This is a genomic window from Pseudomonas sp. NA-150 (genome assembly GCF_044336365.1).
Taxonomy (GTDB): Bacteria; Pseudomonadota; Gammaproteobacteria; order Pseudomonadales; family Pseudomonadaceae; genus Aquipseudomonas.
Window position 1 is genome coordinate 3,413,270 of sequence record NZ_CP172305.1, and the last position, 23,774, is coordinate 3,437,043.

At 52.3% G+C, this 23,774-nt stretch carries 14 protein-coding genes and 1 pseudogene; 12 read left to right on the plus strand and 3 right to left on the minus strand.

The window, feature by feature from the left end; all coding sequences use genetic code 11:
* The first annotated feature begins 417 nt into the window (after positions 1 to 417).
* Both ACF0H7_RS16115 and ACF0H7_RS16120 read left to right on the plus strand, forming a co-directional pair.
* Positions 418 to 1,575: an ATP-binding protein gene (locus ACF0H7_RS16115; RefSeq protein WP_397453709.1), complete on the plus strand. Its 1,158-nt coding sequence runs from the start codon at positions 418 to 420 to the stop codon at positions 1,573 to 1,575.
* Positions 1,576 to 3,777 (plus strand): hypothetical protein, encoded by a 2,202-nt coding sequence (locus ACF0H7_RS16120; RefSeq protein ID WP_397453711.1) that lies wholly within the window; start codon positions 1,576 to 1,578, stop codon positions 3,775 to 3,777.
* 353 nt (positions 3,778 to 4,130) lie between these two features.
* On the opposite strand, the gene ACF0H7_RS16125 is transcribed toward ACF0H7_RS16120, so the two are convergent.
* Positions 4,131 to 5,114, minus strand: a complete 984-nt coding sequence (locus tag ACF0H7_RS16125) for a site-specific integrase (RefSeq protein WP_397453713.1) — start codon at positions 5,112 to 5,114, stop codon at positions 4,131 to 4,133.
* Positions 5,115 to 5,311: 197 nt separating this feature from the next.
* Between ACF0H7_RS16125 and ACF0H7_RS16130 the strand changes: the two genes are divergently transcribed.
* The 8 genes from ACF0H7_RS16130 to ACF0H7_RS16165 all read left to right on the plus strand — a co-directional run bounded on the left by ACF0H7_RS16130 (position 5,312) and on the right by ACF0H7_RS16165 (position 17,608).
* Positions 5,312 to 6,379, plus strand: a complete 1,068-nt coding sequence (locus ACF0H7_RS16130) for a DNA-binding protein (RefSeq protein ID WP_397453715.1) — start codon at positions 5,312 to 5,314, stop codon at positions 6,377 to 6,379.
* 302 nt (positions 6,380 to 6,681) lie between these two features.
* Complete coding sequence (locus ACF0H7_RS16135; RefSeq protein WP_397453717.1) at positions 6,682 to 7,374, plus strand: ImmA/IrrE family metallo-endopeptidase; 693 nt, start codon at positions 6,682 to 6,684, stop codon at positions 7,372 to 7,374.
* 450 nt (positions 7,375 to 7,824) lie between these two features.
* Complete coding sequence (locus ACF0H7_RS16140) at positions 7,825 to 9,156, plus strand: hypothetical protein (RefSeq protein WP_397453719.1); 1,332 nt, start codon at positions 7,825 to 7,827, stop codon at positions 9,154 to 9,156.
* Positions 9,157 to 9,540: 384 nt separating this feature from the next.
* Positions 9,541 to 10,905 carry an SEC-C metal-binding domain-containing protein gene (locus tag ACF0H7_RS16145; protein WP_397453721.1) on the plus strand — a complete coding sequence of 455 codons (1,365 nt, stop codon included), beginning with the start codon at positions 9,541 to 9,543 and terminating at the stop codon, positions 10,903 to 10,905.
* Positions 10,906 to 11,071: 166 nt separating this feature from the next.
* Positions 11,072 to 11,803, plus strand: coding sequence for a hypothetical protein (locus ACF0H7_RS16150; protein ID WP_397453723.1), 732 nt, complete (start codon positions 11,072 to 11,074; stop codon positions 11,801 to 11,803).
* Positions 11,804 to 11,965: 162 nt separating this feature from the next.
* A complete protein-coding gene (locus ACF0H7_RS16155) occupies positions 11,966 to 13,987 on the plus strand; it encodes an ATP-dependent nuclease (protein WP_397453725.1) in 2,022 nt (673 codons plus the stop codon).
* Between the two features lie 14 nt (positions 13,988 to 14,001).
* Positions 14,002 to 15,990, plus strand: coding sequence for a UvrD-helicase domain-containing protein (locus tag ACF0H7_RS16160; protein ID WP_397453727.1), 1,989 nt, complete (start codon positions 14,002 to 14,004; stop codon positions 15,988 to 15,990).
* Between the two features lie 316 nt (positions 15,991 to 16,306).
* Positions 16,307 to 17,608, plus strand: a complete 1,302-nt coding sequence (locus tag ACF0H7_RS16165; RefSeq protein WP_397453729.1) for a hypothetical protein — start codon at positions 16,307 to 16,309, stop codon at positions 17,606 to 17,608.
* 316 nt (positions 17,609 to 17,924) lie between these two features.
* Here the strand turns inward: ACF0H7_RS16165 and ACF0H7_RS16170 are convergent, their stop codons facing one another.
* The gene (locus ACF0H7_RS16170) at positions 17,925 to 18,425 is read right to left on the minus strand and encodes a hypothetical protein (protein ID WP_397453731.1); all 501 of its coding nucleotides are present in this window, start codon (positions 18,423 to 18,425) and stop codon (positions 17,925 to 17,927) included.
* 1,570 nt (positions 18,426 to 19,995) lie between these two features.
* Here ACF0H7_RS16170 and ACF0H7_RS16175 point away from each other — a divergent pair.
* Positions 19,996 to 20,355, plus strand: a complete 360-nt coding sequence (locus ACF0H7_RS16175; RefSeq protein WP_397453732.1) for a hypothetical protein — start codon at positions 19,996 to 19,998, stop codon at positions 20,353 to 20,355.
* Positions 20,330 to 20,746 (plus strand): annotated as a pseudogene (locus ACF0H7_RS16180) (RNA-directed DNA polymerase); the annotation flags it as partial. The gene ACF0H7_RS16175 and the pseudogene ACF0H7_RS16180, both read left to right, overlap by 26 nt.
* Positions 20,747 to 21,672: 926 nt before the next feature.
* Here ACF0H7_RS16180 and ACF0H7_RS16185 read toward each other — a convergent pair.
* The gene (locus ACF0H7_RS16185; protein WP_397453733.1) at positions 21,673 to 23,034 is read right to left on the minus strand and encodes a hypothetical protein; all 1,362 of its coding nucleotides are present in this window, start codon (positions 23,032 to 23,034) and stop codon (positions 21,673 to 21,675) included.
* Positions 23,035 to 23,774: the final 740 nt, after the last annotated feature.

Genomic DNA, 23,774 nt, shown 5'->3' on the forward strand with positions numbered 1-23,774 from the left:
GGTCGCCCTCGGAATCCCGGATTGGGGGAAATGAAGATTTCGACGCATTTTTTAAAGTTTTGGCGCGACTCAAAGCCAATACCCAAGGCAGGAACCGTATGCGGTAGTTCCGCACGTACGGATCTATTGTGCGGGGGGCGGCAGGTAACTGCCGTCCCTACCACGACCAACGCTTCCCGGCGTACTCGATCACATTCATTCGTAGTGAGTTTTCTATAGCCCAAGCCGGCGGTTCCATAGATCATCCGCAGGCGATTTGGCATTATCGTGAAGGGGGGCTCTTGCTGAGCAGCAGACAAGCCCTCGGACGCAAATCGCACTGGAGCCACCGCAAGCTGAGCAGAGGTTATGTGCCTCAGGTCTCAGTGAACTCCGGCAACTGAGTCACCGTATCAAGTCTTTGCACAAGGACGCAAAGTGATCATTCAAAAATCTGTAACCATAGATAGCATTGAAGAACTGCTTACCACAGAGTCAATGCATGATTCTGTACGCATTCCGCTTAACACCAGCTACGGCGGGATATTCGGCATAGAAGCTGCGTTGGCGCAGCTCATCATCACCTGGGCGAAAGGAAAGGGTGAAAAGCTTTTACACCTACATTGTGATGAAAATGACTGGGCATCTCATGTTGCCACACTGGGTCGATCCAGCGCCGGCCTCGCGGCCTTGGTGATGTGCTCTAAGGTCGATACAACCAGTCATGTCGAAATCGAGAAAGGCGATGCTTTGTTGACACTGTTGCCAATGATTCAGGCGATGTATGACGGAGTCTTAAAGGAAACTAGCAGCACAAGGGGCGCACGCCCCACGGTCATCAATCTTTTCAGCGTCTGCAGCGCACGACGGGAATATATCAAACCGTTCTACGCTGGTGGTGTACCGCCCAAGGTACATCCCAGTGACTCATTTGAAGGGATAATTGATAGGGCCTCCACTCTAATGCAGACCAAAGCGGACAGACGTGCATTGATGAAGCACGGCTTGGCCTCATTGGGGAATGTGATCTATGAGCTCATATCAAATGCCGACCAGCATGCAACAACAGATCTGCATGGCGATAAATATAAGAAGGGATTGCGCGGTCTGACTATAAAATCGATCAAGGTTCAGAGAAATCAGCTCAAGGATAAGTTCTCCGGATTGGCTGGAACGTTTGAACGGTTTATAGCTAACAATATGACTCAAGGTGATACGCTCGATCTTTTGGAAGTTTCGGTCATAGATAGCGGCCCTGGCATGGCGCGCAGATGGTTATCGCATAAATACGGGCGAGTTATTGAAGATTTATCAGCCATCACTATCGAGGAGGAGCTGGGAGCAACCATGGAGTGCTTTGAGAAACATGTGACATCTAAAGATGATGAGGCTTCTGGCATGGGACTTCACCGAGCCACAAAAGCCATGAATGATCTCAAGGCGTACGTAAGACTTCGCACAGGAAGGTTGTCCCTTCAACAAACTTTCAGCGGAAAGCCTCAAACTGCAAAATTCTCTCCTAAGCCATGGAAAGCAGACGGAACACTGTCAGCGGTGGAAGGAACTGTCTTCACTATATGCATCCCGGTGAACTAAATGACAGATCTCTTCGACTTTGAGGTTTGCCTCAATGAAGGTTTGCCTACCGCTGTGAATATTGTGGTGTTTTTCAACGGGCCTGACCAAGTTACAGCTGAGCAACTCACCCATGCCCTGCAAATACGGCTGCGGGAGTACGTGCTCCCTGATCATGTTTTGTTTCTGACTCCTGATGTCTTTCGAGGGCAGATCAAAGACGAGCTCAAGAAAGACCGCTCAGACTTTTCTATAGCATTGCAGCGAAAGGGTCGATCATCTAACGTTAAGTATGGGTTCGGGTTTTTCAGCCATGATGGGCGACTTTCCAGCCACGAAATCTATGATGGTACTGATAAAGACCTCGGCAAACGTATAATTAATTCTTTCGATGACATCTTGAGCGCAGGCCTCAAACACCTGGCAAAGAAATACAATGTATTAGAGAGAGCGCCATCCGGATTCTTATTTTCTAAGCCATCGTCTCGCGCGGCTAACTACTTCATAAGGGCGGAGTCCCTGTTGGCAGAGGCTGCCAACTCTCATTTCATCGCACTGGCGTGTCTGAAGCATGTAGCGCCTGCGGAGCTTTCTAATGCGCCAAAAGTAATATACCTGGACACGATTGCATTTCTCCCTGTCGCCTTGTCGATAAAGCTATTTCTGAACACCTTCGAAAAAAAAAGCCCTCTTTCCATCCGGTCATTCAAGTCGTATGAAGGCGTTGCTGGTTGCGCTCCATCGGGTAGCGTAGCGCTCTGCCTAATCTCGGCATCGACCAACTGCGGCCTTGCCCAGAAATGGTACGAGGAGAATGGTTTTGATGCCTCAAAAATAATCACCATCCTGTCATTTCTGAAAAAATCGCCTTACTGCTCAATCGTGCTGCCGTTAGAAAAACCCCATGATTTCAGCACCAGCGACGGTTCAGACTCCCGGCCGTTGATAAGAATACAGGGTGAGCGCTTCGTCGCTCAGCATTCGGAGACACAACTCCTTAACATTTCTGTTAAACATGCTCACGACACGTTGCAAGAACGATTTGAAAAGTACGTCGGCAAAGGATTCTTTGGGTGCTATGGCCAGGGGCTAACTGGCAACCGAAGAACAGTTTGGGTAGACCGATCAAAGCTGGCTGCGGACGAGCAATTTCAGAAGTGGCTCAGCGATTGTGTGATTGAAGAGGTTTCATTATCAACGAACACCATTATCTATGACGATGACCCCGCTAGTTTGGCAATGGCAACTCATGCCAAGTCATTACTGGAGGGATATGGACTCACGATTGTTTACTTTCTAAGCTTTAATGAGCTTGAAGATTTGGAGACGTTCGTTGGCGGAGCACTGGTCTTGGCAGCTGCTGCAGAGAGAGGATCTCGATTGCTGAGCGTGAGCCGACGCTTGAGAAGCAACCAGGAAAGTGGGACACGGGTGTATCTTGTTGGGGCACTCCTAGGTCGATCATATGATCAGATCGCAGAGCTTTTTTCCAATTTAACCCAGCCGCCCAGCGGGGCTAAGCGTTATTCGGTCAAGAGCTACTTCGAATTTCCAGTCTCCAACCCAATCTGCAATAACCATTGGGAAGAGGAGGACAATCTATTATCGCGGATTATCAGTCAAAGTTCTCGGCCGCCGGCCTTTGTGGTCGAACGGGTCAAGGAGCTAAAGGTCACAGGCGATTCTGGCCTCATTCAGTCTGCATTTTGGCGCTCCAGTCACACGGACAAGCCTATGACGATCACCAAAGGTTTTGCATTTGTTGACGACAAAACTGATGTGAAATCCAGCACCAGTGTCGAGATATTTCTGACAATCAACTGGGTGCTGCAGAATGCCAGGCAGTCCGCTAAAGTTGGGGAGGGTAAAAAGTTGGCCTCCATTGAGCTTCAGCAAGTTTTGCTATCTCCAGAGGTCTTCTCACGATACGACGATGGGGTTATTCAAGCTGCGTTTCTTCGGGCAGCTCATCCGGCAGAATTGGATTACAGAGAGCACGAAGGCTACAGCTTGGCAATGGCTGATATTATCAGACGGATCGTTCGGGGCTACGGGAACTCGCGCGGAGAGGCAGCACTCGAATTCATCGTCGCGCTGTGCATCGGTAAGATCGCCCTCCATTCGACTATCGCAGGTAAACTCAAAGAATTTATTTGCAGTCAAATGGAATCGCATCTAGAGGGGGTACACACCTTATTTACCACGGATTCAGAGGCGCTTTAGTTAATTTAGGAGTCCTTTGCAGTGTGTGATTCTCCTTGCCGCTGCAAAGCCAATTTCTTCTAAAAGCTTATAGGGGATTGACCCAGTGCCTCCACCAGGATTTTACGCTCCCTCGATAAGATACATCTCACCGCATAGTTGCATTTCTTTAAACGTTCCATTCTGTACCTTAAGTAAAAAGTTTTTTCTCATGATGACCGTGCCGATAGCATGGCGAAGCTATTCAGGGCAGGCCAACCATGGACTGTTCAATAGATCTGCGAAGTTGCGGGGGGAGTTCTCAGCGTTCTACGATTCTGAATGGATGTTTTCACGGCTTCTTGAAAGAACGATTTACTCCTGCAGGGTAAGCATCAATCAGTGCCAGGAGGCCCACCGGAAATCCCTTTAGCCACCAGCGCTGGCGTCTGCGGGGCCGCGCGCAACGCAATTCCCCCGAACGAAACACTGGCATCCACGTAACGCAGCGCGGACTTCATGTCCTTCCAGCCTACATAACCCATCAATCCCTTAATGTCCCAGCCGTTCGCAGACGCCCAGGTCGCAAAGCCACGCCGCAGCGAGTGGCTGCTATATAGCTCTGCAGGCAAGCCTGCCTCCTTCAAAATGCGGCGTAGCACAGGGATCAGGCTGTGCGGCTGCAGGCCTTGGCCTGACAGATTGCCCCAACGATCAATTCGCTGGAACACCGGGCCTTTCGCAATCCCGGCAACTGTTATCCAGTTGATGTAAGCCTCCACTGGACAAAGCATGGCGAGCGCCGGCGTCTGAAACGTAGTTCCTTCATGCTGGCGGTCACCCTTGGTGTAGGGTAGGAAAAAGGTAATGCCTTCACCGCTTATGGCTTGGGTGTCCTCCACCGTTAGCCTGGCCAACTCATCGCCTCGAAAGCCCCGCCAGAACCCAATTAAGATAATCGCCATCGAGCGGCGATGACGCACCAGGGATTTGTAATCTCCGCGTTCAATCGCAGCTGCTGCTTCCCCTTCAAGCCATGTGACCGCTTTCTCCAGGTGCTTCAGCAGCAGTGGGGCGGCCTGTTTGACCTTTGCAGGATGCACGACCCTGATGCCCTTGATCATCTGGCGAACGTCAGGCGTCTTGGTCGGATCAGGGAAACCCTGAGTGATGTGCCATTGCGCAAGGGCTGCTAGACGCTGCTTCAACGTATTGATGGAGAGCTTGTCGGCGTATTCCGCCAGATAGCGAACGATACCGTCACCGGTAGTGGGGAGGTAGCCACCCCACGTCACCTCGAAGTGCTCGATGGCAGCTCGATAGCTTTTGCGCGTGTTCTCTCGCGTACCTGCTTTGAGGTACCGATCTGCCTTGTCCATCTCACTTTGCCTTCAAAATCTGGGCTCTTGCGGCATTCCGCCTCATTCGATAGGGACGAAACCCATTTTTAGAATTCAAGAAGCCATAAAGCCCTATTATGGCTTTCTAGATGTACAATTTTAAAGCGGTAAAATTTGTGTTAGTGTATTACGTAATTACATGACATGTAACACAACACGAAATCGTAGGAGTTCTCATGGCCCGTGGCGGCATTAACAAGGCGGTAGTGCAGAAAGCTCGGCAGGCACTGCTCGCGAAGGGTCTCCACCCAAGCATCGATGCCGTACGCGTGGAACTGGGGAACACTGGGTCGAAAACGACAATTTCTCGGTATTTGAAGGAGATCGAGTCCTTTGATCCGCGACCGCTATCGTCCCGCGAGCGCATGAGTGAAGAGCTTGCAGCAATGGTTGAAAGCCTTCTGGATCGACTTATGGAGGAGGGTGACGAGTCAATTGCGCAAGCTGGTGCAGCGTTTGATTTGCAGCGCTCAGGGTTCGAGGCTCAGGTTGCTAATTTGCAGTCTGAATTGACCTCGGCTCGGCGGCAGTTGGACGCACAGCAAGCCGCAATTGAGGTGCAGACGGCCGAGCTCCAAACAAACCTATCCTCGCTCCAGTCAGAACTGACACGTAATGCCGGCCTCAGCCAACGTTGCAGCGACCTGGAAGCCCAGGTGGGCGATAGGGACAAGCAGATCCAGTCGCTGGAAGAAAAGCATGTGCACGCACGTGGCGCCTTGGAACACTACCGCGAGTCAGTAAAAGAGCAGCGCGATCAAGATCAGCGTCGACATGAAACCCAGCTTCATCAGGCCCATGTAGAGCAGCGCAAGCTGCAAGAAACCTTGGTGCTCAAACAAGATGATTTAACCCGACTGAATCGTGATAACGAACGCTTGCTGGGCGAGTCACGGCAGCAGGTCAAAACGCTCCATGTCCATGAGAAGCGCATTCAGACCCTGACTGAAGAGATCCAGAGCTTGAAGTTGGCAGAGGCGAAATTTGCTGGCGTTACAGAGCAACTTCAGGAGCAGATCAGTACGCTTCGGCTGGACGCCAGGGCTTTTAATGAGGCCGCAGCCCTGAGCAATGAGCGTGAATTGGAGTTAAGGCTGCAACTCGTCTCTGCCCAGTCAGAAAATGAGCAGCTCCGACGAGATCAAGCTATTGAGGTTGAGCCCGTTGAAAACGGTGGAAGTACAACAGCCACCCCTGCCTCTGAGACTCCACGGACGAAACATTCAAGGACACCGAGGAAGTGATCATGAACATAGCTGCGTCCAGACTGAAAGATCCTGATCAAGACGGCTCCGCACTGCAGTGGGCTCATCGGCGACTAACCCTGATGCTGGCGAATGGCAAATTCCCGCCAGCGTTCACTCCGCTCGCCAGCCGAGCTCAGCTGAAAAGCCGAAATCAACCCGACCTCATAGCGACTGACTCGAACCACATAAACTAGCCGCTGCGCTCCTGTCACCCTCACCGAAGCGATTTCTGTATGCAGGCTTGAAAAGCTACATATTGGGCCTATATTAAATTATAGGCACTACATGCGGTGGTTTTCATGGACATGACAAATGTTGAAAAAGAAGCTTCCGAGCTCCTACGCATGCTTTGGCGCGACCGATATCACCTGTGGGGAGATCGAGAAATCACTCCGCTTCAGGCACGAGATCCAAGGAAGGCAGCTCTAGCCTACGGCTTTGAGTTCTTAGAGCTCCCGAATCTAGGTGATCCCAAGTTCATCCAAAGCGGTTCCGGCCCGAAAATAGCGGGGCTGATTGATCGGCAGGCGAGCCGCATCGCCATTTCCCAAGAATTCTCGCCCACGGTAAAACTGTTCACTGGCGCCCATGAGATCGGACACCTTGTCCTGCATAGAGGCGAGGTAATGCATAGGGATCGGGCGTTAGATGGCCGCCCGGTCAGCGGGTCGCGAAACCGAGAAGAGCGCGAGGCAGATTTCTTTGCAGCTTGCTTCTTGATGCCTGCCAAGCTCGTTGCTGATCGTTTCAGGCGCCAGTTCTTCTGTGCAGACCGGCTTCACTTTGACGATACGGTCGCGTATCACGTTGATCCGAATAATATCGAAGGCTTGTTGTATGCCCCTGCAGACTCCCTGGAACGGGAGCTTGCGCTGGCGCGGTGTCAGCGTTTCAACAACCTGCGCATTGTCCCGCTTGCAGAACAGTTCGGGGTATCCGCTTCGGCCATGGCGTTACGACTTAAGGAACTTGATTTAGTACGCTGGCCGTAGTTTGAACGGTGCTTACCAGTATTCAACCGCGACAGTGCTGAAAGACCTCACTGAAAGCGGGCGGATCGATATAAGAGTACATTTGTACTCCGTCCAGTGTAACGCTCACATCCCGGCCTTATTGCCTGAGTTTGGCACCGCTCTTGTGTGTGCTACTCGACATACCGTCGACTCGCGGTGAGTGCTGGTGGTGTAGCTTTTGCTCATCACCTCGCATTTCATCCCACGCCGCGTCTACTGCGGTCGAGGTTTTTAGAACAAGCCGACCAGAGCCAAGGGTTGCAGTACGCGTGACAAGAGCGATCTCCGGTTGAGTTAAGATTCCAACTGACTATCATGTACAGACCGAGCTCCGGTGCGGCATTGGCCCCGTGGTTGCTCGTGAGCTAACAACTTGAAAGCCAAGCTGTAGAGTCGAAGCCTGACACAGACGAGGACAACGATTTGGACATGGATGTGGAAACTCGAGTCCGTGAAGCTGTGAGCGCCATTTGGGCCCTAGGCACGAAGCCTGTGGGCGGACTATGGAAAACTGCTGAATTCGATCGGTTGAAAACAGCCTGCGCTGATAGGTACGAGCAGGGCAAGGTCACCTTTGGCGTTACATTCGCGCTGGATCACGCGCTCAAATCTCTGGGGCTCCCTTGTCTGTCCTCAGAAGGCACTCCAACCACCTCCATCAATCCGACTCAAGCCTACATGCTGCTGGACGCGGCGTTCACCCGAACCACCACGCGACGTAGGTACATATGCCCACTTGATCTGGCCGAAGATATTCCGACGTTAAGTTTTGGTGACGCGAAAGTCAGTCGCTTCAATGCCGCGCAGTTGGATGAACTGTTCGATAAGCCACGGCTCGCGAGGTACTACCCTAAGCTTTCGTTCGACTCAAGCCGGTTCTCACAATTTTACTGGCTGGTGGTGGAGGAAAACGTCCCAGTGGCGGACAGCGCAGAGGGCCGCTCGATCCCGAGTTTCTCAATGATGATGAATCGTGATTTAGGCGAAATCGACCCTCATAAAAGCCGTTTTCCACCCGCGGTCGAGAATGCTCTTTTCTTCTTGCTCTTGGCTCCTTGGGAAGACTGGTCAACCATGACCGAGGTGGACTGGCGGGGGTTTCGGGTACCGTGGATATACCAACTTGATGATGACTTGTTCGTGGCGCCTTCTTTGCCACGTAGCCCGGACTCTCTCTCTTGGGAACCTAAATTTCTCCACGACGAATTTGGGGAGGTCGAAGAGACTGAATGCCCCGTGGAGTTGAGGCTGACAGATGAGGCGAATCGGCTATTGTTGGGCCGAAACCAAGAGTACTGGTCGGAGTTCCAAAGCGCGTTCAGCACCAGTTTGTTCGACACGCCGGTCATTCATTTCCTGGTGCGGGCATTCTTATCGAACGGTATCGATGAGTTCATAGCTCACCTCACCGTCGTGGAGGCGGCTCTGGGGCTTCAGGGCGACTACAGACGCAGAGAGCGTGGAAATCATGTAGAGAAGGGGCCTACGGAAAGGGTCGCACTACGGCTGGCCGCGGCCTTGGATGATCCAGGTGCAGCAACTGTCTATGAAGACCTGTTCGAACACAGAAGCGCTTTTATTCATGGCCGGGGAGGCCTAAAGAAGATCTCAACCGTTCAACGTGTTCAAGCCAGAAGGATTGCAGCGAAGGCTGCTGTAGCTCTGGTGAGGCTGGACCGCGATTCCGATCGATTGCGTGATGCTGTGCTAGCTGAACTACTCGACCAGGGGGTACGGCTTACCGCTGTTAATGGACAATAATTCGATGGTTGACGCAGTGGGCCCGTTGCAGATCTATAAAATTCCGAAAGCCATTGAGCGGGCGCGATCAGATGTGTCTCCAGAGGGAATCACAGGGTATTTGCTGTGTGCTCGGCAGCAGCGAATCGACGTGACCGGCTTACTGTTCTGTAATCAGGATCGAGGTCTATCTGACGGGGTAGCGATCCATACGCCTACTGTTGAGGATAGGGCTTGGGTAGAGGAGTACGAGTGGGTGATTACCATGGGTGGTGTCTACGTAAATGCTCATCGGCAACACGAGAACGGTACTTTTGACCCGCTTGAAACCCTGCACTAATACCGCTGCTGACCACTGATTAAGCAGCAGCCCAGTGCTGCTCGCATGCTGCCAAGGAGTTTGACATGGATGTAATAAAGCACATCACCGACCTTGAAGTGATGGCGCAGATTTCTGCGGAAAACCGTGACACCTACCGCACCTCGCTCGAAGTTATGACGATTTACCCAGACTACGCGTTGACCACGTTTCGTAAGTTACTCGAGCTAATGGTTACGCTGGTGGGCGACAAGCTACACCTTCCTTTTGGTGATCAAGACCTTTGTTGGCGTATCAACCATCTGCATGAATGCCAGCTGTTAAGCCATGCAACCAAAAGTGATTGCCACAGCATTCGCTTGTGGGGAAACCAAGCCGTACATGCGTCTCCTCAGGAGCTTACTGCGAAGGATGAGAATGACAAAGTCTCACCACAGTCCGGTGATGTAGATCAAGCGAGGAGGGCCCGTAAGCTCTTCACATCGGTGCTCTGCGAATTTCACAGCATGCTGTTCGGTAAAACCCCGAAGCTGATTATCATCCCCGCAGAGGTACCAGACCTTGTACCTGGTCAGGCGGTAGGGAAGGCCATTGCGAGTGAAGATTCCTTCGAAGCAAAGATGCAAGCCGGGCTCGTCCTCGAAGCAGAATGGCTGAGCGCTTGCGGCCGTGGAGGTCTAATTTCCACCCGTATTAGTGCCATACACGCGACATTGCTCAAAACCATGGCTGTTGAGATGTACCGGTGCGCGTGTGAAATCAGTGCGCGGTTGGACGTATTGTCCTTGGCGTACATACACACGCATGGTGGATCGGAGGCCTTGTGGCTACAACGTGCAGATACAGAGGCGCTGTTTCGTTTCGGGAGTCTGGCGTACACCGTAGAACCAGCCACCGACATTGAGCGCCTTGCAACGGCCGCGCTCAAAGAGGCCGCCACTCGTAAACATCCACAAGCGAGCGTCTACTGCGGAGACCATCTGCGGCAGATCGGTGAGTTTGGCCAAGCCGAACAAATGCTGACCTTCGCCGCAACGTCAGAGCAATCGAAAGCCTACCTCGGTCTCTATTTTCTCTACAGCGCGACAGAGTCTCCCTGCTACTCGCCTGAGCGGGCTGTGGGAATTCTAGAGCAGGGCGTATCACGAGATGATGCTGATTGTAAGTTCCAGCTCGGCGTTGTACTTAACGATGGAGAACTGGTCGATCAGGATAAGACACGGGCGCGCCTATTGCTGACAGAAGCCGCAGAGCAGGGCATCAAGAGAGCTGCCGCATATCTTAATTTGGTGGTCGACGACACTTTCCAGAAGCACTTCCAAATGATGGGGGTCAGGATGTTGGCTGGTCTCAGCGCTGAGCGTGAACAGTACAAGTCATTGGATATTGGTCGTAACGATCTGTGTCCGTGTTCGTCGGGGCAGAAATACAAAAAATGCCATGGGCGCTGACGGTGGGCAGCGATCTGAAGCCGCCGAATCAGCCGCTTTGCTTTGTCATCGAAACGAAGACTGCTTACGATGACTGCCCTGGTACGCTGGCGAATGCGCCGAGCATCCGTACAGGTCGATAGCTTCAAAACAGCAAGCTCCATGAGCAGTGCAAGGAATACCTACATTGGACATTTTAGATATCGCTAGCCCTATTACCTACAGCAAAAAGCTCGTCATATTTTTTGACGTCATGGGCTGGAAATCCCACGTGTGGGCAGCGGGCAGTGACCCAGCGAAGGAGGGGCATCTGGCCTTACTACCACGACTGCTGAAGAGCTCAAATATTCTGCAAGCCGCTGCATCGGGAGAGGCACGAATCACGTCATTCTCGGACTGCTGCGTGATCAGCGTTCCATTTGACCAGGCAACTCTCGCGAATGTTATCTACGGGCTTTCTAGCGTATTTTTAGGCGCAGCATTGTCGGGATTTTTGCTACGAGCCGGGGTGACGGTTGGTGAAATACACCATGAACAAGATATCGTATTTGGGCCAGCACTGAATGCTGCTCATGACCTCGAGTCCAAGGGGCGATATCCCCGGATAATTCTTGATAAAGGCGTCCCGGATCTCACAAACCTTCAGCTTCTCGAGGGAATGCTAGGCAACGACGAGCATGGTACTTTCGTCGATCCATACGCCCTTCAGTATGTGAAGTCTGACTACCTTAAGAAGGAGTCTTTGCCCGATGGTACCTTCATGTCGATACCTACAAGCAAAGCGATTGAGATCTACACAGTACTGCTTCTACGCTTGGAGGACATGCTGGCCAAGGCTGAAAACGAAAAGCCCAAGGATCAGGTCAATTGGTTGTATACCCGCGTCCGCCGGCAGCACAAAAGCATCCTTGGCGGATAGCCGAAAACAATTGAAAAGCCTTAGAGGCTTTGGGCTAATCAAGATTCAGCCAATACTAGACTACCTCGCACGCTTTCACCTTTACCCATAAAGTATGAGTGTCATCTGGCGCTATACGCCGCTTGGTGATGGCGCCAATCCTACGTCAGCAAGGAGTGCTAGATGTATCTGTCTGCCCTGTCTATCAAGAACTTTCGGCAGTTTGGAGATACCCCTCCAACATTTACCATTCGGTTTCACGAAGGTGTGACCGCTCTGGTAGGGGAAAACGATGCCGGCAAGACGGCCGTAATCGATGCCATTCGCCATGTGCTACAAACCCGTGATGCCGATTTCATGCGCCTGCAGCCTGAAGACTTTCATATCACCTCTGATCATAGACAGAAGGGCGAGATCACCCTGGTCTGCAAGTTCTCCAAGCTGTCACAGCTTGAGCGGGGCGCTTTCGCGGAATATCTGACCTATGAAGAGGCCGATATTTCCCTTTACGTTTATTGGACGGCACGGCGTATCAGTGAGTCAGCGGCAGCTCGGCGCTGGGTGGATATAAGCGTACGTACCGGTAGGGATGGAAGTGGCCCCACCTTAGACTCAAATGCCCGTCAGCTACTCGCAACAGCCTATCTGCGTCCTCTAAGAGATGCAGAGCGGGAGATGTCACCGGGCAGGGGATCTCGGCTATCCCAGATACTCAATAGCTTTCCCGACATTGCCCTAGGCAACGTTTTCGATGCCGAAGATCTGCCGGCCACCTTGGAGCAAGCCTCAGCGCTAAACCTTGCGGGGCTGTCAGATTACCTCAGACACCTGGTAGACAGGCATCCTGGCATCAGCCGCGCTCAAACAGCCATCAATGATCAATATCTCGAGCCACTTTCCCTTTCTGGCGAGCAGTTGCACGGACAAATCAATTTTTCAGAGGGCACGACCGAGGCAGCAAAACTGAGGCAGATCCTCGAGCGGCTAGAGCTAGGATTGCTGGAGGGTACCACGGGAAATGCGCGTGGCAACTATGGCCTGGGCTCAAACAACCTGCTCTTCATGGCATGTGAGCTACTTTTACTGGGTAAGGAACCTGAAGGACTCCCTTTGCTACTGATTGAGGAACCGGAAGCTCACCTGCATCCACAACGCCAACTTCGATTGATGCAATTTTTAGAGACAGCCGTCAGGCCTCCGGCAGGTGCAGAACAGCGCGCTGTCCAGGTCATTCTCTCCACTCACAGCCCAAACTTAAGCTCCAAAATACCCCTGAAAAACCTGGTACTGATGCATCGTCAGCGTGCTTATTCGCTGACTGAGGGCGAGACTCAACTCAGCACTGGAGACTATCGATTCCTTGACCGCTTTCTCGACGTTACGAAGGCAAATTTATTCTTCTCACGAGGATTGCTCATCGTTGAGGGGGATGGGGAGGCAATTCTGCTACCCACCATCGCGTCCTTGATGGGGCGGGATCTTACACAGCACGGGGTCTCTGTTGTGAACGTTGGCGGTACGGGTTTGCGCCGTTATGCTCGAATACTGCAACGTGCGAATCTGGAGAATGGGGCACTTAAAATCCCTGCAGCCTGCGTTACGGATATGGATGTGATGCCTGATTGCGCTCCAGAAATTTTAGGTCTGGTGGTCGATGGAAATGACGCGAAATGGAGAAGCCCTCGGCGCCGCTGGAAAGCACTAAGAGATTTTGGAGCAACCCCTGAAGATCAGGTTGCTGGACTGGCTGATCGGCGAACTCGGCTTGCAGAGGGCGATGGTCAAAATGTTTCGACATTTGTTGCCGATCGCTGGACGCTCGAGTACGACCTTGCTTATTTCGGTCTGGCATATGAGGTCTATTCCGCTGCGACACTTGCTGCCAACGACGACCCGCTCAATGAGCAGCGAAACAACCGGGAAGTTGTGCTGGCCGCAGCACACGCCGAGTTTCAGGGGCTTGAGAACGTCTCTCAATCGAGGGAAGAACTCTGCTCTCACATCTATGAAATGTTCAAAAGCAAAAGGGCTTCTAAGGCTATTGCCGCACAATACCTGGCTGAATACTTAGAAACGGTGTTCGAGCTTGGCGCGATGACACCTGAACAGCTCATCGCTGTGTTGCCACCTTACATCGTCAGCGCGATCAACCACGCCACGACGCCCATGCTCGATACGGTTGTTGAAGACGAGGCGCCACTATGAGGCCGTTCCATGAAATGGTTGATCCCATTCATGACGACGATATTGACTGGGTCTGCAACCTGATGAAGTTGCGGCCGCTCGATGAGTCACGCCGGAATTTTCTGGGGTCGATGGAAACACTGGACATCTCAGCATGCCCGGGAAGCGGTAAGACTACACTGGTGGTTGCCAAACTCGCGATCCTTGCCCGGAAGTGGAAGAGCACAACTCAGGGGCTATGCATTCTGTCCCACACCAACGTGGCCCGTGAGGAGATCGAGCACCGCCTTGGCAACACCGATGTGGGACAGCGGCTCCTTCGGTACCCGCATTTCATCGATACGATCCACGGTTTTGTAAGCAAGTTTTTAGCGAAACCGTGGTTGGCCTCATCGGGGTATATCCTCACCGCAATCGATAACGAGCTCACCTTCAGCGCCAGGAAGCGGGCTCTAGGCGGTAGAAGGCACGCTATATTGGCTGGTTTTCTTGAGAGACATCATATCTCCATGGAGTCATTGCGAATCACCCATGCCGACTTTGACACGCCTCTCGCCGGTTCGGACTTTCCTAGTGGTGTGCACACCCTGATGCACCAGGAGGCTTCGTATGCCTTAGGGCAAGCCGCCAAGCTTGGTTACTTTTGCTACGACGAGATTTTCGTACTCGGGAAGGAGCTCCTCGCCCAGCATCCCGGCGTCTCGCAGACACTTCAGCATCGTTTCCCGTGTGTGTTGATTGACGAAATGCAGGACACCTCCGAATTGCAAAGCGCAATGCTGAGTGCAATTTTCTCAAGAGATAATCCCGACATCTGCGTGATGCGTGTAGGCGATCCGAACCAGGCGATTTTTGAACAAGAAGCAGAGTTGGCTACCGATAGCTTTCCTGACTTGGCACGGTGTGAGGGGATCGCTGACAGCTTTCGGTTTGACTCATCGATCGCGGCGCTTGCGAACGGCTTTGCTTTCACCGCCATTGTTCCCGTTGGCTTGGTAGGCTCGCGCCAGATAAACCCTGGCGAAGCGCAAATTCCACATACGATCTTTATATTTCCTGACGATGACACCGCAGGCGTACTTGATGCGTACGGGCAGCTAGTCCTTCAACATTTACCACCGCAGCTAATCGCGACTTCACCGATCACAGCGTTGGGCGCGGTTCACAAAACTATTGATCCGGCGCAGATGAGAGCAGCGCACCACCCCAAAACAGTTTCACACTTTTGGCAGGACTACGTTCCGACAGCCAACAATGTGAACCACCGTCCAGATACCTTGCTGGGATATTTCTATGCGGCCCGGAGACAGGCAACGATTGGGGCAACAGCAAAGCGAGGTATCGAGCTAATCGCTGCCGGTTTGGCACAGATGGCCAACCTATTATCGCCTCCAGTGCCCTTTAGAGGCAGGGTGCGACTGCACCAGCATCTGGAAGAAATCCTTGAAGGAAACCTTGTGGCTCGAACGGCCTATCGGGCATTGATTACTCGGGTGCTGTTCTCGGCTGACGTTGAAGACGAAAACACGTGGACAGCCTCTGCTGCGGGGATCAGACACATTGCCGCCGTGATCGGAGGAGGGAACCAACAGGCAGCAGACACAAATGCGTTCCTAGCCTGGACAGCGCCGCCGGATGAAACTCAGTACGTAGAGGAGGGGCTGGCCGCGCCTAAGCTGAACCACTATCGGTACCAGCACCAGGGGGCCCATGTCGACATCAAGCTCGGGTCAATCCATATTGCAAAGGGAGAAACTCATGCAGCGACCCTCATACTGGAAACCTTCAATCGTACTCATTTTTTTCAGGCGTTAATGCCCTGGTTGCAAGGCCGTAACCAGAACGGTGCCCGTTGCGATAACGATGCAAAACGAAAGCGGCTGATGGAAATGTACGTTGCCATGACACGGCCTACGCACCTGTTGTGTCTCGCCATCCGCAACAGTTCTCTTGGCCCGGCACAGAGTCGGGAACGTAGTTTAGAGTCGCTTAGCGCCAGCGGATGGCAAATTCATCACATATGAGGCGCATAAACCAGCGAGTGCCTTCTTGATGGGCACCAGGTACATCAACCGCGTATAGAGTTGTTGCTGCTCGTAGTGCGTTTGGTTACAAAGGCCTTTGGCGGTGGAGGGCACAGACTCTATTTTCCCACCCAGCCTGTAATTTCTGAATTTCGAGCATGGGCTAAAGCCTCCACGTAACAGCTTCCCTTTTGGTAATCGATAGATGAAGGCACTGCCTGATGCAATCTTTGACCTCTACGCACTAGCGTTGCCGTGGGGTCATAGTTTCGTTGGCCACTACCCTTACCAGGGAAGATCCACTGAAGAGGGTTGGGTGACTGAGGACGGCGCCTCATGGGGGATAGTGTTACATGCACCCACCGCGGACACCTATGCGGCCATGGTCGTGCGTCGTAGGGTTGATCTGGTATGGATTGTGACCTATAAGAAATCAGGATTCTCTAGCTTCTCTGATGCAAGAGAACAAGTGCGACTCAGGTTGAACGAGGGCGAACCCCGAGAACCCATGCCCAAAGGGGTGTCTCCACGGCCAAGTCTGGTTGCCGGTGCTTCACACAGTTCATCGAAGCTGTTCCAGTTGCTAGCGACACCTTCCCGGAATAAAGCTGCTTGGGTACTTGGGCATCTCTATCTTTCACTTCCCAAACCCGACAAGAACTTCACGCAGCAATTTCAGGGTGAAAATCTCCACGCGCGGATGTGGGAGCTTTTGCTACTGGCAAGCTTTCGGGAGCAGGGCTGCTTTGTATCGCAAGATCATCCCTCTCCCGACTTTCACATTCAAAGGCGAAGTGGGATAGGTGCTTGGATCGAAGCGGTTACAGCTAATCCCCCAGACGATGAACGCTACGAACATGTGGGCGCTCCATTAGCATCGATTCCATCCGATCCAATGGAGCGCTGTCTCGGCGCTGCGGCTGTTCGCTTCGCCAAAACCATCAAAAGTAAAACTGATCGCCATTACGACAAGCTAGATCATGTCAACGATCAACCCTTCGCCATTGCCATTGCAGATTTTCATGCCCAAGGCTCAATGCGATGGAGTAGGGGAGCCCTCATGACCTATCTTTACGGTCACTACGCGACCGAGCAAATCGTAGACGGCGTGCCGACGGCCGTCGGAGTGAGGGTGGAGAATTTGCTCAGTGAGCAGAGCATTCCTGCCGGGCTTTTTTGCTCGTCACAAAGCGAAGGTCTCTCCGCGGTTATTTTCAACAACGCGTGCAGCATTGCTAAATTCAGCCGTGTCATGGCCTCAATGACAAGAGAGGACGGTGGCTTTTCTCGAACTCGCTGTGGCGAGATGTTTGATCGTGATCCGGGTGTACTTAAAGGGGTGCAATTTTGTCTCAATGTGAACAGCCAGGAATACCGCGATCTTTGGCCTCAGCAGTACGAGCCGTGGTCAGCCGAGATGGAGGTCTTCCATAACCCGTTTGCAAAGCATCCGATGTCTAAGCAAGTGCTACCGGAGGCCCAGCACTGGCTAGAGAAAAACGGGGATATTGTCTGTGAGGCTTTTTACGAGACGAGTATTTTGTGGTCTGAGACGCTGGTACGTGAAAGCGGGGCGGATCCAATACGTATTGAAGACGTTTTCCAAGATGATCTGTAAGCGTCCACCCAAGTCACCTTGCGGGGCTTAGGCGGGCATCGACTGATGAATTGATTGATCTCACCGGCACACTGCGTCGACAGTCGCGTCAGCACATCTTTGAGATACCGTTGACGTTAAACGTGGCATTCTTGAGGTTCTGCATCCTCGGCCTCCAGCGGCTCCTCTTACCTATTCATCTGAGGGTGAAGGCTGAGATGAGTTCGGGATTTATACGGATTGTTCGACTCCAAGGGGTACTTCAGAACTAGCTCCAGGATTGATCAATGCGCCTGAATGGCCCACTGGAACCTGAATCCATCCAAGCGCTGGACTCTTATGCCGCGAACATTATCAACGACCGGGGCGGCTGCCCTACTGCAGCCGCTATTTTGAGTTCGACTGATGGCTGGTAAGACGACGGAGTTGAGACCCAGCGCTTGACCTCGTCGTCCCAGCCAGGCTCGCAGAATTCGGTGCTTGGCCAGTAGTTGTGAACATCATTGTAATCAAGCTGAATAGCAGCGCCTCGCTCAACGCTACCAATAATGCACCACGCAGCGTACATACGAATTTTAAAGCTGGCAGCTGAGAGCAGATGGATAGGCGCGTACGAATCATAACCGAGCTGATCCAGCTCAGCACCGAAACTCAGCATGATACTAGGCGTATAGTATAAGTTGTCAGCAAAAACAGCATCTGCCCTGCGAAGCAGATACCCAATGAATTGAAATCGGCTCAACTCTGTACTGTCTCGTTTCTCAATGCTGTGCGTGACGTTCACGACAGTGCAGTTGGGTGATTGTGCTTCACAGATTTCGAATTTCAACTCGGACATGAGGCATACCCTTTTTATTGTTGTTTTATTTAGAATGCCTACGGAGCAAAGGAGGGCGCAACAACATTCTGCAAACCACCAAGCGATAGTTAATGGGGCTCGCAGTCATTCAAGAGAGGTGCACTGATGTGGTATAGCTGACCGGCTTATCCAAAAGCTTCTATCGTAGGTGACGCAACACCTTCGTAGACCACGTATCCAGATAACGGCCTACAACAGGGTATTAGCGTTGATCAGAGACCGACACCGCTGCAGGTGCGTTTATCGCCTATCGTTCAACGTGTATGAAATTGGGTAACGACCTTGGCCAGTAGTTCATGAACTTACCAAAATTCAGGCTGAGCGCATTTCGTCGCTGTTGAGTGCTTAGCGCTGCCCATGCGATCCGGAAGCGCTGATCCCAATCGTATGTATTTGCAAGCTTTTGCAGTACGCGTTTTTTGAGGGCAATGTCCTCTCTTAGCGCAGCGAGCGCGTACGTTGTAGGCGTCAGTGTCCTTGGGGAGTGCCATTTAGCATAGGCATCGATGCGGCAAAGCACCCGGCCGATATTCTGGAGTTCACATTCGAACGAGGAGTCAGCTTTATCACTGGTATTACGGGATGAGACAAAGAGAGTGTCGTGGATTGAGTACTGCATTAGTTGTATCGGGTTGGTATCCATTTTGATCGCCTTGTTTTTATTATTCTTGGTTGAGGCTGGTCTAAATTTTGACACGCGTCGTAATTCAGCTTTAAGACCCGCGCCTGATTGAGTGTAGCGTAACAACTAAATATTCTATGAGGCAAGGTCTATCGGGTTGACGTTCTTAGTTTCTAAGTTATACAGGCTAGCAAACCTTATCTAGATTAGATTTGAGAGTATGGCCATAACAATCAAGGAAGCCTGTCTGCGCATTCGTATTGCTAAACACCGGTGATGGCAAATCAGAAATCCCCCTCATGGTCAGTACTTGGCACATCAAACGCGTTGAACTGTAGTCGGCAAGCGGAGCGCGCAGGCGTGAGGATAGAAGCCCGAAGGGCCAAGGCCCCACGCGAAGAGCCGGGGCACAGCCGCCCCCGAGGGGGCACGCACAAGATTACCCACTACGTAGCTCAAAATACGTCACAGAAACTCCTCAATGGCCATCGTTGTTTGCACGGGCACCGCAACTTTTCCATCACCAGCTTAAGGCAGGTGACCAGGAGATGGTCTCGGTAAACAGAAAAAGACTTGCAAGTCTGCCGGTGCACAACTCACTCGTAAACCACTCATCGTTTAAAGCACCGGCACGGAATCGGCAAAATGGCTCTGAAAAGCTACATAGGCATAATATCAAAAATCATTTTTAACCCATTTCGGGCACCGCCTTAAAGAATTTTTGGACATATACAAACATTGATAATCCGAAATTGCCTTCCGGAAAAGCCCATACTTGACGCAACGCAACGCAACGCGGCGTCTGGCGGCTGTAAGCACACCGAGTGTACATGCCCCGGGTAGGGAGACAGTTGCATAGGCGGTTGAGGTTGAGGGTTCGCCTGCGCCAAGAGCAAATTACCCTCAATTCGAGGGTAAAGGAACGTTATGCAGTTACGCGACCTGCTTTCTAAAGGATATTTCCCGATCCAGCTCCCGATTGGATTCGGTACGAAGCGACTGGCCGACAGCATCGAGCAGCGCAAGGCTGTTTGGGATGAAGCGCTGGCTAAGAAAAGTCCCAGAGTGTCACAGGCAGAGAGGTTTTCGGTCGCAAGATCGTCCTATAGCAGGCGCACCACTTCGATCCTCAACCCTGTCAATTTTTTATGGATTGGCCAAGGATATATGTCAGCACTGGCCCACGATCCAGGAGCATTTCGGCAAAAGCGAGATATCCCGCAGTATTCCCGGAACGAAGGGCAGCCTCAGAGCGATCGAATTGACGAAATTCAGCGATCTGTATGAAGAGCGCGGGTGCCAATCAGCAGGGGCACGCTACGCACTGGTCACTGATATATCGAGCTATTTCCCCACGGTGTACACGCATACCATTCCGTGGGCATTGCACACTAAAGCCGTCGCAAAGGTAAACAGGGGGAAATCCGACCAGTTTTACGGAAACATTCTGGATCACCGCTGCATGGCGACGCAGGATGGGCAAACCATCGGCTTGTCTATCGGCCCCGACACCTCTCACATCATCGCGGAAATGATCGGGGTATCGATTGACGAAGCCATTCGCGCTGAATTGGGTACATCGCCGAAAGGCTTTCGCTACGTCGACGATTTCACTTTCTTCTTCAACACACGTGAGGAAGCCGAGAGGGCACTGGCCGTCATCATCAAGTGCGTCAGTGCTTACGAGCTGCAGATCAATGCCTCCAAGACGAAAATTGTTGAGGTACGAGAGATCGTCCAGGAGTCCTGGAAATACAGCTTGAAGAAACTGACCGTCTCAGCGAAGAAGCGTCAACAGAAGGACGACATCCACCATTATTTCGAGATGCTGTTCTCGTTGGAGTCCAGATTCAAAGACGAGAGTTTGGTCAAATACGGCTTGAAGCAGTTGTCATCGACCATTATCAAGAAATCTAACTGGGCGATCGCCGAGGCGTACCTTCTCAAATGCGGGTATGGATTTCCGAACACTCTGCAGGTCATCACTCAGATCTTCGCGACCTACCATGGCTATCAATATCCATTGAATACGAAAGCACTGGGCGATTTCAGTCGAAATCTGCTGGGATCAGCTGCTACTGCGAATCACCACAGTGAGACCGCCTGGCTGCTGTGGCTGTGCAAGGAACTCAGTATTCACCTCGACTCGAAACTGATTCTACAGGTGCTCCAGATGGAAAGCTCCGCATGCTCGCTCATCGCACTGGATCTTCTGCATTCGGGCCTCGTGGACGGCATGCTGGATCTTACGACCTTGGTTGGACTGCCCGTAACGGTGGAGGCGCTCAAAGGGAACAACTGGTTGCTGGCTTATGAAGGGGGTCGTCGGCAGTGGCTCGACAATCAAAGCCTTGCCTTTATCCAAGCCGATCCGTGCTTCGCAGCCCTGCTTGCTGCGGACGTCAGCTTTTACAGCCAGGAAGCCAGACTGCCCGCCATTTTTTCAAGTGAAGCCCGATGCATCGGGCACTTCAGTCGTTTTAGAGCCATCCACAGGTTCGACAGGGCAAATAGCGTGGTCAGCTGGGCCGTGTTTTTTCATCAGCCCACGAAAGCGTAATTTCACGTACCCAAATGCACAGTTGACCAACGCGAATTACGCTCTCAGTGCGACTGAAACCACTGCCGGGTCGACATGCTCTGGCGCACGCCGATGTCCGGCCAGGTATTTGCGTCCGAACCACCATCTCGGGCAACGATTGCTTTCGGAATCAAGCCGGCGCGCTTAGCCGAATGTCTCAGCTCAAGAAACGTGAGCGACGCAGACGGGGCAAGTTTACCCGTCTCGATCCAATGCATTCTCACCCATCCTATCTTTGCTCGCAGCTTCTGCAAAATGGCCGCAGTGAACTCGTTGAACACTTCAATCAGACTGCCGTATCCATAGGTATCTGCACCGTTCCCCAGAGGGATGAGGAAGCTATTGGGGTTCAACGACGGGTCGCACAGGTGTCGATATTGGGCATACCGCCGGAAATAACGCTGGAATTCAGTTGCGAGCACGCACCGGCGCCCTGGATATAACGGGGTCTCAAATTGACCTGGGCCTGAGGCGAGCATTTTCTGTGAGGCCAGGTAAAGGTTCGCAAAATTGGTCGTGGGTTGGGTGAGGGTGCTCGCGGACGCTTGAGTCGTTTTAGCTTTGAAATACGAAAATACGGGCTTGATGGTCTGCGTCGCGGCAAGAGCGCGCATCGGAATGTCTGAGTGGATTGCCGCGGCAAAGACGAATAGAACCCGCTCCCATTTTGCGCTGTAGTTCGTCAGCGATTCGCCAATCGCTAACAACTCGCGGAGCTGTTCAGAGGTAAAAACTGCCCGAGACGTCTGTGTGCGAGCCTGAAAGTCTCCTCTCGATATGTCCCGAAACGGGTTCTCCTGTGTCGAAAAGGCGTGAGCCGTCGCGCTAGAAATTCCGAGGCTGCCGGTGCTCGTGAAAGCCCCGGTAAACGTAAAGTAATCACGCCCGCGGGATATGAACCAGTCCCGGTGGTGTTTTGAGCTAAGGCCAGGATCGTCGTCCGCCAGTGTTTTTCTGATGATCGGGCGCCAGTCTGGATCAAGGGGCTTGTCCTCGAAATTAAGGCGGGCCTTTCTCGAGTATCGGCTGCAGCCTGGGGACGTTACCCAATAAAACGGTGGGCGCATGATGAAATGCATGAAGGCTCTGCCATCACTGCTTTCCCAGTCGTAGAGGGTCTTGTCCCGGGTTAACCAGCTCCAATGCATCATCGACTCAATGATCGGGCATAGCACCTTATAATGACGTTCCTGGAATTCTGGGCGGCGAGTCTGTTCCATGAGAAACAGAATGCCCGTACGCCAGGTTTCCATGGCATTCAGGTGCTCGGGGAATTCCTCCAAACGCTGACGGACTTCTCGATTTAGCGGCGCCTCAGCCTCGGCGTGATCTTTGAGCAGCCCCAGGGGTGGGAACAGAGGAAAAGGAACAGGGAGCTCAAGCATGGATGATGAGTCCTTTTTATCTGTAAACCGTATTGAACTTGGCTGACCTGACCGCAACCGAGGATCTACGAGATGAGCCTTGAGCCTTGGGTCTGATCAGAGCCGCTTCATGGATCGGGGCAATGTGGTTGTCGGCTGGTTTGTTTGCAAGCCAACTTGGACACGTGCCGTTGACTGAGATGCAGTGCGTCGCAAAGATCGAATCGCAGAAGGCAAATGCGCCGGACGGCCGGCCGGTTTTTAAAACTTAAGCGTAGACTGTCGGGACGACGACAGCAAAGGTCACCTTCATGTCTCAGACCAAGGTGCGTCGATATGAGGTGGGTGTCTTCTTGGAACAGTGCTGAGGTATCGAGGAAGGATTCAGACCATGATGGGGACTCTGGTTTTCAAATCTGAAGAATCGATGACAATCCTGGCTGGGAAGCCGAAAGGCGAAGTGGGTCGGAGGGGATGTCGTTGATTTCAAAGGATTCTGGTAATTCGTGGCAAAGTCCGGTTTTCAGTTACAGGTGACAACAGGAGCAAGGACTGGCATGGATATATACTATTTAACATAATATACATTATGCGAACCATTGGTTCTCTATCAAGGGGACCAGTCAGGGCTCCGCGGGCACCATCAGCACACCTATCTGGTCTAGCGATCTGCCTGATGCGTAACGTAATTTTGGCCGTCTGCCATTCGTTCAAGGCTTTACTAACGTTGCGCACTTCATGAAGCTGATCACTCTACGTCG

What these genes read in the sequence shown, in the direction of transcription:
- ACF0H7_RS16120 (WP_397453711.1), top strand. Translation starts at nt 1,576, where the DNA reads ATGACAGATCTCTTCGACTTTGAGGTTTGCCTCAATGAAGGTTTGCCT.
- ACF0H7_RS16125 (WP_397453713.1), bottom strand. Translation starts at nt 5,114, where the DNA reads ATGGACAAGGCAGATCGGTACCTCAAAGCAGGTACGCGAGAGAACACG.
- ACF0H7_RS16130 (WP_397453715.1), top strand. Translation starts at nt 5,312, where the DNA reads ATGGCCCGTGGCGGCATTAACAAGGCGGTAGTGCAGAAAGCTCGGCAG.
- ACF0H7_RS16135 (WP_397453717.1), top strand. Translation starts at nt 6,682, where the DNA reads ATGGACATGACAAATGTTGAAAAAGAAGCTTCCGAGCTCCTACGCATG.
- ACF0H7_RS16140 (WP_397453719.1), top strand. Translation starts at nt 7,825, where the DNA reads ATGGATGTGGAAACTCGAGTCCGTGAAGCTGTGAGCGCCATTTGGGCC.
- ACF0H7_RS16145 (WP_397453721.1), top strand. Translation starts at nt 9,541, where the DNA reads ATGGATGTAATAAAGCACATCACCGACCTTGAAGTGATGGCGCAGATT.
- ACF0H7_RS16155 (WP_397453725.1), top strand. Translation starts at nt 11,966, where the DNA reads ATGTATCTGTCTGCCCTGTCTATCAAGAACTTTCGGCAGTTTGGAGAT.
- ACF0H7_RS16160 (WP_397453727.1), top strand. Translation starts at nt 14,002, where the DNA reads ATGGTTGATCCCATTCATGACGACGATATTGACTGGGTCTGCAACCTG.
- ACF0H7_RS16170 (WP_397453731.1), bottom strand. Translation starts at nt 18,425, where the DNA reads ATGTCCGAGTTGAAATTCGAAATCTGTGAAGCACAATCACCCAACTGC.
- ACF0H7_RS16175 (WP_397453732.1), top strand. Translation starts at nt 19,996, where the DNA reads ATGCAGTTACGCGACCTGCTTTCTAAAGGATATTTCCCGATCCAGCTC.
- ACF0H7_RS16185 (WP_397453733.1), bottom strand. Translation starts at nt 23,034, where the DNA reads ATGCTTGAGCTCCCTGTTCCTTTTCCTCTGTTCCCACCCCTGGGGCTG.